The organism is Polyangium fumosum, assembly GCF_005144585.1.
Classification (GTDB): Bacteria; Myxococcota_A; Polyangia; order Polyangiales; family Polyangiaceae; genus Polyangium; species Polyangium fumosum.
Genome location: NZ_SSMQ01000040.1, coordinates 39,839 through 53,320 on the forward strand (window position 1 = coordinate 39,839; position 13,482 = coordinate 53,320).

Annotated in this window: 13 protein-coding genes; 8 read left to right on the plus strand and 5 right to left on the minus strand. The window is 68.4% G+C overall.

Features of this window, described 5'->3' with window-relative positions; all coding sequences use genetic code 11:
- Positions 1 to 21: 21 nt before the first annotated feature.
- Complete coding sequence (locus E8A74_RS31385) at positions 22 to 456, minus strand: hypothetical protein (RefSeq protein ID WP_136932791.1); 435 nt, start codon at positions 454 to 456, stop codon at positions 22 to 24.
- Between the two features lie 452 nt (positions 457 to 908).
- Here E8A74_RS31385 and E8A74_RS31390 point away from each other — a divergent pair, with 452 nt between their 5' ends.
- The 4 genes from E8A74_RS31390 to E8A74_RS31405 all read left to right on the plus strand — a co-directional run bounded on the left by E8A74_RS31390 (position 909) and on the right by E8A74_RS31405 (position 5,049).
- Positions 909 to 2,195 (plus strand): styrene monooxygenase/indole monooxygenase family protein, encoded by a 1,287-nt coding sequence (locus E8A74_RS31390; protein ID WP_136932792.1) that lies wholly within the window; start codon positions 909 to 911, stop codon positions 2,193 to 2,195.
- A 37-nt stretch (positions 2,196 to 2,232) separates the two neighbouring features.
- Positions 2,233 to 2,949 (plus strand): TVP38/TMEM64 family protein, encoded by a 717-nt coding sequence (locus E8A74_RS31395; protein WP_136932793.1) that lies wholly within the window; start codon positions 2,233 to 2,235, stop codon positions 2,947 to 2,949.
- Positions 2,949 to 3,923, plus strand: a complete 975-nt coding sequence (locus E8A74_RS31400) for a hypothetical protein (RefSeq protein WP_136932794.1) — start codon at positions 2,949 to 2,951, stop codon at positions 3,921 to 3,923. The genes E8A74_RS31395 and E8A74_RS31400 overlap by 1 nt, the downstream gene beginning before the upstream one ends.
- Before the next feature lie 163 nt (positions 3,924 to 4,086).
- Positions 4,087 to 5,049: an alpha/beta fold hydrolase gene (locus E8A74_RS31405; protein WP_136932795.1), complete on the plus strand. Its 963-nt coding sequence runs from the start codon at positions 4,087 to 4,089 to the stop codon at positions 5,047 to 5,049.
- 10 nt (positions 5,050 to 5,059) lie between these two features.
- On the opposite strand, the gene E8A74_RS31410 is transcribed toward E8A74_RS31405, so the two are convergent.
- Together E8A74_RS31410 and E8A74_RS31415 are read right to left on the minus strand one after the other, a co-directional pair.
- Positions 5,060 to 5,491 (minus strand): VOC family protein, encoded by a 432-nt coding sequence (locus tag E8A74_RS31410; protein WP_232379834.1) that lies wholly within the window; start codon positions 5,489 to 5,491, stop codon positions 5,060 to 5,062.
- Positions 5,488 to 6,624 carry an alpha/beta hydrolase family protein gene (locus E8A74_RS31415; RefSeq protein ID WP_170229518.1) on the minus strand — a complete coding sequence of 379 codons (1,137 nt, stop codon included), beginning with the start codon at positions 6,622 to 6,624 and terminating at the stop codon, positions 5,488 to 5,490. Before E8A74_RS31415 ends, E8A74_RS31410 begins: the two co-directional genes overlap by 4 nt.
- A 186-nt stretch (positions 6,625 to 6,810) precedes the next feature.
- Here E8A74_RS31415 and E8A74_RS31420 point away from each other — a divergent pair, with 186 nt between their 5' ends.
- The 4 genes from E8A74_RS31420 (at position 6,811) to E8A74_RS31435 (ending at position 10,783) form a co-directional block, all read left to right on the plus strand.
- On the plus strand, positions 6,811 to 7,890 hold the full coding sequence (locus E8A74_RS31420) for an alpha/beta hydrolase family protein (protein WP_170229519.1): 1,080 nt from the start codon (positions 6,811 to 6,813) through the stop codon (positions 7,888 to 7,890).
- A 106-nt stretch (positions 7,891 to 7,996) separates the two neighbouring features.
- Positions 7,997 to 8,632, plus strand: a complete 636-nt coding sequence (locus E8A74_RS52930; protein WP_170229511.1) for a hypothetical protein — start codon at positions 7,997 to 7,999, stop codon at positions 8,630 to 8,632.
- A 15-nt stretch (positions 8,633 to 8,647) separates the two neighbouring features.
- A complete protein-coding gene (locus tag E8A74_RS31430) occupies positions 8,648 to 9,070 on the plus strand; it encodes a hypothetical protein (RefSeq protein WP_136932798.1) in 423 nt (140 codons plus the stop codon).
- A gap of 87 nt (positions 9,071 to 9,157) precedes the next feature.
- Positions 9,158 to 10,783, plus strand: a complete 1,626-nt coding sequence (locus E8A74_RS31435; protein WP_136932799.1) for an ABC-F family ATP-binding cassette domain-containing protein — start codon at positions 9,158 to 9,160, stop codon at positions 10,781 to 10,783.
- Between the two features lie 3 nt (positions 10,784 to 10,786).
- Here E8A74_RS31435 and E8A74_RS31440 read toward each other — a convergent pair whose 3' ends face one another.
- Positions 10,787 to 11,155 (minus strand): mannan-binding lectin, encoded by a 369-nt coding sequence (locus tag E8A74_RS31440; RefSeq protein WP_136932800.1) that lies wholly within the window; start codon positions 11,153 to 11,155, stop codon positions 10,787 to 10,789.
- A 211-nt stretch (positions 11,156 to 11,366) separates the two neighbouring features.
- On the minus strand, positions 11,367 to 13,415 hold the full coding sequence (locus E8A74_RS31445) for a hypothetical protein (RefSeq protein ID WP_232379835.1): 2,049 nt from the start codon (positions 13,413 to 13,415) through the stop codon (positions 11,367 to 11,369).
- Positions 13,416 to 13,482: the final 67 nt, after the last annotated feature.

The window sequence follows — 13,482 nt, forward strand, 5'->3', positions numbered from 1 at the left end:
TGCCGCGCTGGGCCTCGCGCTTCAGGGCGCGACCGCTTCGCAACCTGGCGCCGGCGGTTCGGCCGGGAACGACGCGTTCGTCTCCGCGCATACCTGCGTGGGGTTCGTGGGGGGCGGCGGCAGCGTCTCGTCGCAGGGCGCGTTCGCTCGGTGGCTCGGGTGCCGCGCCAGCGTATCGCAGGCGAACCTCGTCGTGCGCCGGGCGTACGCGAGCGTCCCCTCGATCGTGCGTAGCGTGCTCTCGCCATACGCGAGCTGCTTTTGATCTCGGGGCGGCGAACGCTCGAGCTCGCTACAGGCACGGAACGCTTCGTCCTCCATGGCGAATGCCGTCTGCGCCATCCGGTCCACGATGCGGATCCAGTCCGCGTGCTCCTTCGGCGTCGCGCGGAGCAGCCGCTCCAGGAGCTGAAGCTCCTTGGCGAGCGGCAGCCCCCGGCAACCTCGCCGCGACATCGCCCCGAAATGCTGTGCCCCGCGTGACAGCGTGTTCGTACCTCCTGTTCCTGGCGGATCCGGACATACAGCTCTTGCTTTCGCGCGCAACCCTTCGATCTGCGAGGGCGTGGTTTTTGCGTTTTCCTGGTCGAGGGAGGTGATCCAATCCGTGGCGGTGCCGAGGGACGGGCCTTCCGGCGGCGTCGTCGTGGCGCGTGCCTGTGCGCAACCGACGAGCAGGCATGCGAGGACACATGCGATCCAGCGGGTTCCCGTGGAATTCGTGTGCACCATGTCCGTGTACGTACACCTCCTGGGGCGTGTCCTTGGGCAGACGTCAGCAATCGCCCGACGTCTTGGACGATGGACCGCCGCCGTGGACGGGTATATCGTGCGTTCCTGATAGGCACGTTTGGGGGCGCGTCTCGGCTCGTTCGCGACGCAGCCATCCAGCGCAGGAAGGGGCTTCGATGAGCAGCATTGGCATCGTGGGAGCCGGCATCGCGGGGTTGCAGCTCGGATTGTACCTCCGGAGCCGCGGCATCTCCTGCACCCTTTATACGGACCGATCGAGCGACGAGATCCGATCCTCGCGCCTGCCGAGCACCGCGGCGCTGCTCGGATCGACGCGCGCGCGGGATCGCGAGCTCGGCACCAACCATTGGGACGACGCGGCGTTCGGATGTTTTCACGTCGACGTGCGGGTCAAAGGATTGCCCGAGCTCTCCTCGCAGGGCCGGATCGATCCACCGGCGCTTTTCATCGACATGCGCCTCTACCTCCCCCGGCTGCTCGAAGATTTCGAGGCGCGCGGCGGCCGCGTGATCCGCTCCGGCGTCCTTCCGGCGTCGAACCTCGCGCGCCTCGGCGACGCGCACGACCTCGTCGTCGTGGCGACCGGCCGCGGCGATCTCGGCACCGTGTTCCCGCGCGACTACCATCGTTCTCCCTGGCTCGAACCGCAGCGCCGCCTCTTCGCGGGCCTCTTTCGGGGCATCGATTTTCCACAGGAGCTCGGACTGCTCTTTCAGATCGTCCCGGGGCACGGCGAAATCTTCGAGAGCCAGCTCCTCACGGCGGAGGGGCCCGTCAGTTGCCTCCTCTTCGAGGCCATCCCTGGCGGCGCGCTCGACGCCCTCACGCGTGTCCCCTGCGACGACGATCCGCACGTGGTCGAGAGCCTCGTGCTCGATTTGCTGGAAGCGAACGCGCCGAACGTCCATGCCCGCGTCGATCGCCAGACGTTTCACCTGACGCGCCCGCGCGATTGCATGCAGGCCGCGATCGTCCCGACGGCGCGGCGCGCGTATGTCGAGCTCGGCGAAGGCCGTTACGCCGTCGCGGTCGGGGATGCCTTCGCCACGCACGATCCCGTGCTCTGGCAGGGCGCGAACGCGGCCTCGCGCAGCGCGTGGGCGCTCGGCGAGTCGATCGTCCAGGCGCTCGCCGCGGCGCGTCCGCTCGATCGCAGGTTCTGCGAGGGCGTCGACGAGCGGCTCTGGTCCCTCGTCGGCCCTTCGATGGAGTGGACGAACGCCTTCCTCTCGCCGCCGCCGCCGCACACGATGGCGATCTTCTCGGCGGCGTCGCGGGATCAGCGCATCGCGGACGCGTTCGCCTCGAACCTGGACAACCCTGCCTTGCAATGGCGGATCTTCCGCGGCCCCGAGGGCGTTGATGCGTTCCTCGAAGGGTTCCGACGCGCGAAGACCTCGCGGAGCTCGGGCGTGGTCTCGGTGGCACCGGCCTCTGCGTAGCCCCCCTTCCGCCTGCGTGTGGTAGGGTGCGCGCCTGATGCGGCGCCGCCTCGAACGAGTCCTCTTGCTCCTCGGGCTGCTCGCCCTTCCGCTCGTGCTCCTGCGCCTGCCGGCCGTGCGTAACGCGCTCGTCTCGCTCGTCGGGTACATGCGCGAGGCGGGCGCGGCCGGCGCCCTCCTGTTCCTCGGCGTCGAGGTCCTCGCCCTCGCGATCACCACGCCCCTTTGGGTCATGTCGGGCCTCGCGGGGTACGCGTATGGCTTCAGCAAGGGAATGATGATCGCGTGGCCGGCCGTCACTCTCGGCGTTTGCCTTTGCTTCCTCTTCGGCCGCGCCTCGATCGGCAAGCTCCTCTCGATGCGCGCGGGCGAGGCCCATTTCTGGCGCGCCGTCGAGCGCGCCGTCCGCGCCGACGGCTTCAAGATCACCTTCCTCCTGCGCGTCACCTTCGCCTTTCCGCAGAACATCGGGACGTACATGCTCTCGGCCACGCCGCTCTCGCTCCGTGAATTCGCGGCGGGCTCGTTCCTCGGCCTCTTGCCGGCCACGCTTTTTCACGTTTACGTCGGCGCGAGCGTGGAGAGCGCGGCCGCGTTGCTCTCGGGGGAGGCCAAGGCGCCCGGGTCGCTCGGCTGGATCACGCTCGTCCTCGGATTCGTCGTGACGCTCGGCGCGCTCGTCGTCACCTCGCGGATTGCGCGCCGCTCCCTGGACAAGGCGCTCGCTGCACCCTCGCAAGCGGCGGAGCCCTGATGGCGGCCCGGAAAAACACCTTCGACGACAAACTCGCTCGTATTCGCGAGCTCGCCCGCGCCGAGCCGCCGACGGCCGCCACGCCCGATCTCGCGCGATTCCTTTCCGATCCGAACCCCTTTCTCGTGGGCGAGGCGGCGAAGGTCGCAGCCGATCTCGAGCTCCGCGCGCTCGCGCCCGACCTCGTCGCGGCTTTTGATCGGCTCCTCGGCATGCCTGCGATGTCCGATCGCGGCTGCCACGCGAAACAGAAGGTCCTGGAGGCGCTGATCACGCTCGAAGCCGATGTGTGGGACACCTATCGAAAGGGCCTCCGGTACGTGCAGATCGAGGTCACCGTGGGCCCGCCCGTCGATACGGCGGGGCTCGTCCGCGGCCTCTCGGCGCATGCGCTCGTCCGGACGAACTTTCCGCGCGCCGCGCTCGAAGTGACCCCGCTCCTCTTCGATGAAACGCCCGAGGCCCGCGTCGCCGCGGCCGAAGCGCTCCGGGACACGTGTGAGGTCGTCTGCGCGGCCGTGCTTCATACACGCGTCCTCGTGGGCGATCCCGAGCCCGACGTGCTCGGCGCGTGTTATCGAGGAATGCTCGCGCTCGAACCACGCCAGTATTTGCCCGTCGTCGCGGCCGCGCTCGAAGCCGGGGTCGAAACCGCGGCGCTCGCGCTTGGTGAGTCGCGCTTGCCGGAAGCGCTTTTGGTGCTCAAGGATGCCCTCGCGCACGCGAACGCCGAGATGGAGAAGACCGTGCTCCTCGGCGTGGCCTTGCTCCGCACCGACGACGCCTTGACGTATTTGCTGGAGCTCCTCGCCGAGGCCCCGGAGAGCCGCGCGATCCACGTGATCCAGGCGCTCTCGCTCCACCGGCACGACACCCGGCTCACGTCGCGGGTGGGCGAGATCGTCTCCGCCCGCAAATCACGAAAGCTCGCGCGTGTTTTCGCGGAGCGGTTTGGCCCAAACGAAGGCGGATGAGATCGTCACAGTGATCCGCACGCTGGATCACGCGGCCGCGTATCCCTCTTCGCTCCATGACGCCGCGGTGCAAACCATGGGTTGCATCGTGACGTTTTCGCGACGCAAAAGTGCCGAAATCGTGGACAGCCGAGCGCGCGTGGCTTTATTCTTAACCTCGCCCATGACGTCCGTCGCTTGCCGCAGCCATCGCCGTTCGTTCCGGGGGGGCAACGTGTTCTGGGAGGAGTGGGCTCCGCATGCCGGGCATGCCCACGAGCGTCAAAGGCCCGCCGTTCTGGTGCACGGCCTCGCAGATACCTCCCGGACCTGGAACAAGATCGCCCCGGCGCTCGCGCGGGATCGGCGGCTTTATGCCCTCGATCTGCCGGGGCACGGGCAGTCGAGCCGGTACGACGCGTCGTATGACGTCTCCTGGTACGCGAGCCTCGTCGTCGAATGGATTCGTTCGCTGGGACTGTCGGATTTCGATCTGATTGGCCATTCCCTCGGCGGCGGCATCGCGATGCACGTGCTGCTCGAACAGCCGGGGCGCGTGCATCGGCTGGCGCTCGTCGCCGCCGGGGGGCTCGGCCTCGAGGTCGCCGCGCCGCTACGCCTCGCCTCGTCGACGGGCCTGCTCGACCTCGCGGCGCCCGTGCTCATGGGCCTCGGCACGAACGCGGGCGTGCGCGTGCTCGGCGGCAATTTCGACGAAGCGGAGCGCAGGCACCTCGTGGAGATGAATGGCCGCCCGGGCTCGGCGCGCGCTCTCTTCCGGACGCTGCGCAATGCCGTCGATTTGCGGGGGCAACGCGAGCACTTGCTCGATCACGCCCACCGGCTGCGCGAGCTGCCGCCGCTCGCGGTGTACTGGGGGGATCGGGATCCGGTGATTCCCGTCAAGCACGCGGAGACCGTGCACCATTACGTCGACGGCGCCATCGTCCGGCGTTTCCCGAACGTCGGCCATTATCCGCACCGCGAGGCCGTGCCGGAGATCCTGTCCGAGCTCTTCCGTTTCCTCGACGAACCCCAGCGCGCGCCGCGGCTGCGCCCGGGCGCTCGTCCTCCGCGCGCGCCCGAGGACGCGCGCCCCTCGCTCTGGCGCAGGCTCGCGGGGACGCGGCTCGCCGAGGTCGAGTGACGCCGCTCCCTCACGCATTCGTGGCGATCGCGTCGTATCCCTTCTCGGAAAACTGAATCAGGCAGAGCCCGTGCCCGAACGGATCGGCGAGCAGGACGATCCGGCCCCAGGCGTGCGCGGCGACGTCGCCTTCGCGAACCGCCCCGGCGGCCTCGGCCCGCACGAGCGCGCCGTCGAGGTCCTCCACCACGAAATCGAGGTGGACCGGCGTCCAGTGGCGGGCATACGACCGCGGCGAGGTCGACCCGGGAAAGGGAGGGCGGTCCGCCTGCTTCACGAGCAGATAGATCGCGGCGTTCGCGCCCACGAGCTCCACGCCGGCGCCGCCGAAGCGGCGGCCGATGCGGAGATCGAAGGCGCCCGTGTAAAAGTGGATCGCGCGGTCGAGGTCATCGACGTCGATGTTGACGAGCAAGGTGGCCATGGGTTTGTCGACGCTCATGGAAGCACGGTTCGCCGCTGGCTGGAAAGCCACGAGAGCCCCGCGTTGTAGATCACGTCGTGCCCGCCCTGAAAAACCACCACCGTCGCGCGTTCGCTCGTGCGCTCGAAGACCACCTTCGCCTTCGCGGCCTCGTAGAGCGGGCGCGCCTCCGGGGCGCCGAGGGTCTCCGGGATGCTGCGCGTCTTGGTGATTCGCCCGATGTCCTCCACTGGCACCCGATCCGCGGGCGCCGCGAGGTCATTAAAAGCGCGCAGCGCGTGATCCGGGGGGACGAGCTGGTCCCAGAGCCCCACGCCGAGATAGACGTTCACCCGTCCGCGCGCGGCTTGGAGGTGCGAGCGCGGGCTCCGCCGGCGGCATTCGTCCGCGGCGGCCGTGCCCGGCCGGGGCGCGCCGCCGCAGGCCGCGGCGACCTCGTGCGCGTAATGGCGCTCGGGCAGGTTCGAGCGCAGCCAGCCGTACCAGTCCACGAGGTCGTAAATGGGCACCCAGGACACGACGCCGGCCCATATCTCCGGGTACCGCCCCGCCAGCACGAGCGACGTCATCGCGCTGCCGGAATACCCGACGAGATAGATCCGTGTCGGGTCCACGCGGGCGCGTTGTTTTGCGTAGTCGATCGCGTCGAGCACGTCCCTCTGCGCGAGCGCGGAGGCCGTCGACGCGGGGGACCGGTAGGGCCCGCGGTGATCGGGATGGATGAGCACCCAACCGTTTCGCTCGGCGAAGATCCCGTACGGAATGCCGATGTTCTGCAAATAATTCTCGCTCCAGCTATGGAGCGCCACGAGCAGCGGGCGCGGCTCGGGTCGGCCCGGATCGTACAGCAGCGCGCGCTGCTTGCTCCCGTCGAGGGACGAATTTATCTCAACCTCCTCGATCCGTGGGATGCGTGCTTGCCATACCGAGAAATCCTGCGCGCCGAACGGGAACGGGCCGCCGGCCGCGCGTGGGAACTCCGGAATCAACGAAAGCGGCTCTCGCGTGCGCTCGCCTGGCATGGGCGCCGGCCGAGGCGTGGACGCCTGCGGAGGTGCGTGGGGCTCCGCGTGCGCCGTGGGGGTTTCCCGACACCCGGAGACGAGGATCCCCGCGAGGAGCACCAGCATGGAAACGATGGGGCTTGGCATTGCACCCTCCCTGCGCGGCCTCGCGCGCCTGGATACGTTCGTCCCGTGCCCGTAGAGAACGCAATCGCCGTGCCTCATTGCGTCGTTCCGTGGCGCGGACGAGCGAACGCAGCATTCGCAATTCATGCGTGATGCATGGCCTCGGCTGGGTGGAGCCGCTATACCCGCGCTCCGAGAGACGACCGCATGCATCGTACCCAGAATCGTGTTCGGTTCCTTGCCCTGGTGGCGCTCGTGGCGCTTTTTTCGATCACGGAGGGGCCTGCGCGCGCCGAGGGCGTGAAGCGCGTGGAGCCCGCGTTCACGCTCGCCTCCCGATTTCCAGGCGGCGAGGGCGCCTCGGGCCTCGGGGCGTGGAAAGAGCGCGTCCCCGGGATCGAGGCCGTGACGCTCAAATCGTCTGCCGACGGCGCGGCGCAGCGGGCCATGTTCTTCGATTTGGGCGCGGCCGGCAAGCGTCCTCTCCTCGTGGTCTTGCATAGCTGGAGCACCGACTGGCGGCAGAACATCGGCATCCCGTATGCCATGTTCGCCGCGCAAAACGACTGGGTCTTCGTGCACCCCGATTTCCGGGGGCCGTACCTCCGGCCCGAGGCCGCCGCCTCGGACCTCGCTGCGCAGGACATCCTCGACGCCATTGCCTACGCGAAGCAGCGCGGCCACGTCGACGAGACGCGCATCTATCTCGCGGGCTTCTCCGGCGGTGGCATGACCGCGCTCGCGATGGCGGGGCGGCACCCGGAGCTATGGGCGGGCGTCGTGGCGTGGGCGCCGGTCTACGACATCCCCGATTGGTACGTGTACAACCGGAAGCACGCCCCGAAGCGGCATTATGCGCGTTTCATCGAGGGCGTGTGCGGAGGCGCGCCGCGCCCGGACACGCGCGCATTCCACGAGTGCTCCCGCCGCAGCCCGAGCGCGCTCCTCGCAAAGGCGAAGCAGGCCGGCGTGCCGGTCTATGTGGCCACGGGCATTCGTGACGACGTCGTGCCCCCGCGGCATTCGATCTCCGCCTTCAATGATCTCGCCGAGCCGGCCGATCGCGTGGGGGACGATGTGCTTGTCAAGCTCCTCGCTCCCACGGCGACACGGCGTGTGTCGACCTCCTCCTCCCATGATCTTTATGAGCGCGCTGGCGCCCCGTCGTACCTCACGCGCACCTCCGGCAGCGCCACGCTCGTGCTCTTCGAGGGCGGGCACGACGTCGTCTTCGACGCGGGCCTCGCCTGGCTCCGCGACAAGCGCCGCACGGCGAAGACCCTTTGAGCCGCGCCTCACGCAAAGAATTGCCGTTGTGATGGGGCGGGAAAGCCTGTAGAAGGCGAAACGGGGCGACGCGACGCTCGCGTAAGCCTCTCAAAGGAGCTTCTACATGATCCCTTTCCGCCTCGGTTTTGCTTCGATCCTCGGATTGGTCCTCGTGTGCGCGTCCGTCGCCGCATGCGGCGACGACAACAGCGGCAGCGGAGGCGCGGGGGGCAATGCAGGCGCGGGCGGTAGCGGAGGCACCGGCGGCAGCGGCGGCACTGGTGGCAGCGGAGGCAGCGGCGGCACCGGCGGCGCGGACCTCGTCATGACCGACGCCGATTTCGATTGCATCCTCGATTGGGAGAAGGTCCGCTCCTTCCGCATCACGAACAAACTCGGCAACCTCGACGCTACGCTCACCGCGGCCAATGCCCCCGGCACGACGGATTACCCCGTGGGGACCGTGATCCAGCTCATCCCGACCGAGGCGATGGTCAAGCGCGCGCCGGGCTTCGCCGTGGAGTCGGGCGACTGGGAGTTTTTCTTCCTGGAAGTCTCGGAGATGGGCACGAAGATCGTGAAGCGCGGCGTCACGGACGTCGTGAACCAGTTCAACGGCAATTGCCTTGATTGCCACGCGAAGGCCACGCCCGAGTTCGATTTCATCTGCGAGAAGGGTCACGGCTGCGATCCGCTGCCCATCGGCGACGACGTCATCCAGATGACGCAAAACGGGGACCCGCGCTGCCCGATGCCGTGACCGCCGATTGAATCGATGCACGAGGACATCCACATCGGCAGGCACGTGCTCCGCTTCGAGCAGGAGGACCTGCTCGTGATGGAGTTCCATGGCGATCTGGAGTCGGGAGAGATGGCCGCGATGTGGCGGGTGCACGACGAGCGGCTCCTCGCGCTCGGCCGTATCTTCGTGCTCGCGGACGTTCGGCACGCCGCGGGCATGTCGCGCATTGCGAAAGGAGAAGGGCTCGGCCGGCCGAAGTCCTTGCCGCCGCACATCGCGGCCGTCGTCGGCGCGCCTTACTCGATCCAGGTCGTGATCGAGCTCCTCGCGCGCGCCACGAAGCTGCTCACGGGCGGTGTGGCGACGCTGCGGTTCTTCGGGACAATGGCGGAGGCGCGGGCCTACCTCGAAGAATGCAGGCGTACCTGGAAGCCGAGCGCGCCGCGCGGCGCGTGAGCCGCACGCCGTTCCTCCATCCTCCGGAGGACGGCGTGTTTTTTTCGGATGCGTTAGGGCCCGCGGTCCGCTAAGTAGGCGCCCCGCATGATCCGGCTCGACTCCATTGGCAAGCGCCACGGCAAGCAGATCCTCTTCGTCGAGGCCTCTGCCGCCGTCAACCGCGGCGAGAAGATCGGCCTCGTCGGCCCGAACGGCTCGGGCAAGACCACGCTCTTCCGCTTGATCACCCGCGAGGAGGCGCCGGACGAGGGGCAGATCTCCATCGATCGTGGCGTCACGGTGGGGTATTTCCGGCAAGACGTCGGCGAGATGAAGGGCAAGAGCATCGTCGCCGAGACGATGGACGGCGTCGGCCCCGTCTCCGAGATCGCGGCCGAGCTCGCCGAGCTCGAAGCGGCGCTCGCCGATCCGGACCGGGTAGGCGAGATGGAGGAGCTGCTCGAACGATACGGGCAGGCCCAGGCGAAATGGAGCGAGCTCGACGGGTATGCGCTCGACGCGCGGGCGCGGGAGATCCTCGCGGGCCTCGGCTTCTCGAACGAGCTCATGGATCGCGACGTCGGGACGCTCTCCGGCGGCTGGAAGATGCGCGTGGCGCTGGCCCGGATCCTCCTGCTCCGGCCCGACGTGCTCCTGCTCGACGAGCCGACGAACCACCTCGACATCGAGTCGATCATCTGGCTCGAAGGCTTTTTGAAGTCCTACGAGGGCGCGCTCGTCATCACCGCCCACGATCGGGCGTTCATGAACCGGATCTGCACGAAGATCCTGGAGATCGACGGCGGCGAGCTCACCACGTTCACGGGCAATTACGATTTCTACGAGCGGCAGCGCGCGATCGCCGCCGAGCAGGCCGAGGCGCAATACGAGCGCCAGCAAGCGATGCTCGCCAAGGAGATGCGCTTCATCGAGCGGTTCAAGACCCACGCGGCGAAGGCGGCGCAGGTCCAGAGCCGTGTGAAGAAGCTCGACAAGATCGACAAACTCGAGCCGCCGAAGAAGAGCAAGCGGCCGCAGATGTTCGATTTCCGCGCGCCGCCGCGCTCGGGCGAGGACGTCGCGAAGCTCGACGGCGTGGTGAAGCGTTACGGGAGCCGCACGGTCTACGACGGGCTCGATTTCCTGGTCCGCCGGCGCGAGCGGTGGTGCGTGATGGGCGTCAACGGCGCGGGGAAATCCACGCTGCTCAAGATGATCGCCGGTGACCTCGCGCCCGACGCGGGAGGCGCTTCGCTCGGGGCGAGCGTGAAGCTCGGGTATTTCGCGCAGCACGCGATGGATGTGCTCGATCCGGAGCTCACGGTGGTCGGCACGCTCATCCATTCCTTTCCCGATGCCTCGCTCGGCACGCTGCGCACGCTCGCGGGGTGCTTCGGCTTCTCGGGCGACGACGTGGACAAGCCCGTCCGCGTGCTCTCCGGCGGGGAAAAGGCGCGGCTCGTATTGGCGCGGATGCTCTATGATCCGCCGAATTTCCTAGTCCTCGACGAGCCGACGAACCATCTCGACATCGCGACGAAGGAGATGCTGGTGGAGGCGCTCTCGAATTTCGAGGGGACGATGCTGTTCGTCTCCCACGATCGCCATTTCCTCGCGCAGCTCTCGAACCGCGTGCTCGAATTGACGCCGGAGGGCGTGCACAAGTACGGCGGCGGCTACCTCGAATACGTGGCCACGAGCGGGCACGAGGCGCCGGGGCTCCGGCGGTAACGGCTAGCTCGCCGGAGGCGGCGGGTTGCAGCCGCAGACCGACATCTGGCCCCACACGGTGGTCGTCCACTGACCGCTCCAGGTCACGCGGCTGATCTGGCTCGGACATTTCGTCTGCGCGTCGTCGTTGTTCCAGATCGGCCCGACCGGCACGTCGACCCCCTGCACCGTGCCGCAGACCGACATTTGATTGGGCACGGTGGTCGTCCACTGCCCGTTCCATTGCAGGCCGCTACAGACGGCCGGGCATTTGTTCTGCGCGTCGGCGTTGTTCCAGATGGGGCCCGCGTTGACGTCGAACGCCATGGCCGTACGGAGGAACAAAAGCCCGCCAGCGATTGCAAAGAGACTGGTCACGAGCAGCTTTTTCATGATTCACGACTCCCCTTTTCTGTCGGCAATTTGGGTGGAAACCGTCGTCGTCGCCCATCTGCGCTGAATCGAGCGGCGCACGGCTCTGCAACGCACCTTGTGCCGGCCGACATGACGTCAATCCGTCGATCAGGTTCCGCAGGGGGCCTCCTGGCGAAAGGTCGGGACGAAAGGAGGAAGCTGCGACGCCCGTGCCGCTTCCGACGGGATGTCAATGCCTGGGCGGCGGCCGGAGCGCCAGATAGACGGTGCTCCAGAGCTGCAGCGCGTTGGATTCGTCCACGTGGCCGCGCGCTTGACCAAACGGGAGGAGCACGGCCTTGCCGCCCGCAGGCTCCCAGCTCCACAGCTCCTCGGCGCGCCGCGCGTGGGTGGCCTCGATGCCCTCCCACAACACGCGCTCGGCCAGGACGAGCGTTTCGCGCGTGGCGGCGGGTAGATCCTTACGCGCGAGCTGCCGGGAAAGGCCCGCGGCCATCGCGGCTTGTTGCCACGACCAGACCACGGTCCCGTGGTAATCGGCGCGCGTGAACATTGCGGCGAGGGCAGCATCACCCGCATACGCAGGATTCGCGACCAGCATGCCGACATCCGTGTGAAGCCCGGCCGGGAAGGGGCGCAGGAGATCGTGGGCCACGAGGGTGAGAGCCTCGGGCGAGGGGTCGTCGAAGAGCAAAACGAACGCCGTGTCCGAATGCATTACTGGGATCGGTTGGCCCGCAGCATCGAGCGCGAGGGCGAAGAAGCGAACCGGGGTATCGATGGATGCGACGGCGGCGGCACCGTCGAGACCCACCGAGACCGCGTATTCGTTGACGCGCGCGCGTGCCGTCGCCGTGGGGATTTCCACCCTGAAATGGCGCTCGACCCCTTTCCATGCGTCGGCGTAGGCTCGCGCCTCGTCGGCCGCAGCGGGGTCCGGGCCGAGAAGGTCGCTCGCGAAGAGGCGCGCGGCGGCGCGCAGGGCCGCGGGGACGAGCGCCACATTGACATCGAACGGGATCAACCCACCCCCGAGGCCTTGCTCCGAGTCGCGCCAGTTGCCCACGCGAAGGCCCGGCTTCAGCGCGACCAGCGTCCCCGAGCCCGGGTGCGCTGCATAGGGGGCCGCGCGCACGAGGACGAGCGCGAGGTTGTTCCGCAGCGCGTCGCGATAAAGCACGCCCGAAGGCGTCTTGCGGGCGAGGAATCCTCGGGCGCGCGCGCTCCCCGCGGGCATGTCGAGCAGGTACGCGGCGGCCATGGGGGCGAGGAGGAAGTCGTCGTCGATCATCTTGTAATCGAGGACGGGCGCGCGTAGATCCGCGGGGCGTGGGGTCGCCATGGAATGGAGCCACACCGCGTATTCGCCGATGGCCTCCTCGTGCGCGACCTCGCCGTCCGGGGCGAGCCGATCGAGCACCGAGCCGAGCCCGGCCTCGATGGCAGGGGCTTCGAGGGCGGGCTGGAGCATGTACAGCGCGAGCAGCGTGTCACGCCCGAAATAGGTCAAGAAGCGCCAGGAGCCGGCGAGGAACTTCTCGCGGTATGCGAGGAAGGCGAGGGCCTTGCGCGCCTGCGGATCGTTTGCTGCCTGCGCATCGAGGAGATCCTCGACTGGAAACGGCGCGAGCGGCGGCTCGTCGTGGAGGGCCGTGACGAAGAAGTGAAGGTCGCCGCTGGGGCCGGCGTGCAGGACGATATCGTTGTTTTCGAGCGCGAGCGTCGACCCCTCCACGGGCTCGATGCGGAGCTCGATGCGTCGGCCGTCGAGCATGGTGCGGCGCAGGGTGAGGGGCGGTTCGGGATCGACCTCATGCGCGAGTGAGGGCGCCCCAGGGCCGAGGCCTCCGGCCATATCGTCGCGCAGAAATCGGATCCCGGCCAAGAGGGCGTGGTCGACGCGCAACGCGGGCGCGCGGGCGGCGAGATGCGCCGTGACGCCGCGCATTCCATCGGGCAGCTCGACGCCTTCGAGCGTGGTGGAAGGCGCGAGGTCGAACGCCGCAGGCTGCGCGAGCGGCGCGAAGCCGAGGACGAGGCCGGCATTGCCCGCGGGAAACGCCACGAGGAGGCGGGGGGGGGAGCCGGACGTCGTGAGGAGGTGCGCCGCGACCGCGCCGCGGCGATAGAAGTGATTGGAAATGGATCCAGACATGATGTCGAAGCGCAGAAGCTCGGGGGCAGGGGACGGAGCGGCGTGCCGTAAGGGCGCGACGTCCGTGCGTGGATCTGCATAACCTCTGCCCGTGCACGCGGCGAGCGCCAAGATCGCGCTCATCAAAATGCGGAATCCGTGGGATCGCGGAAGGTGTGGCGTGCGCGGCATGCGCATGGTCTCCCCCACT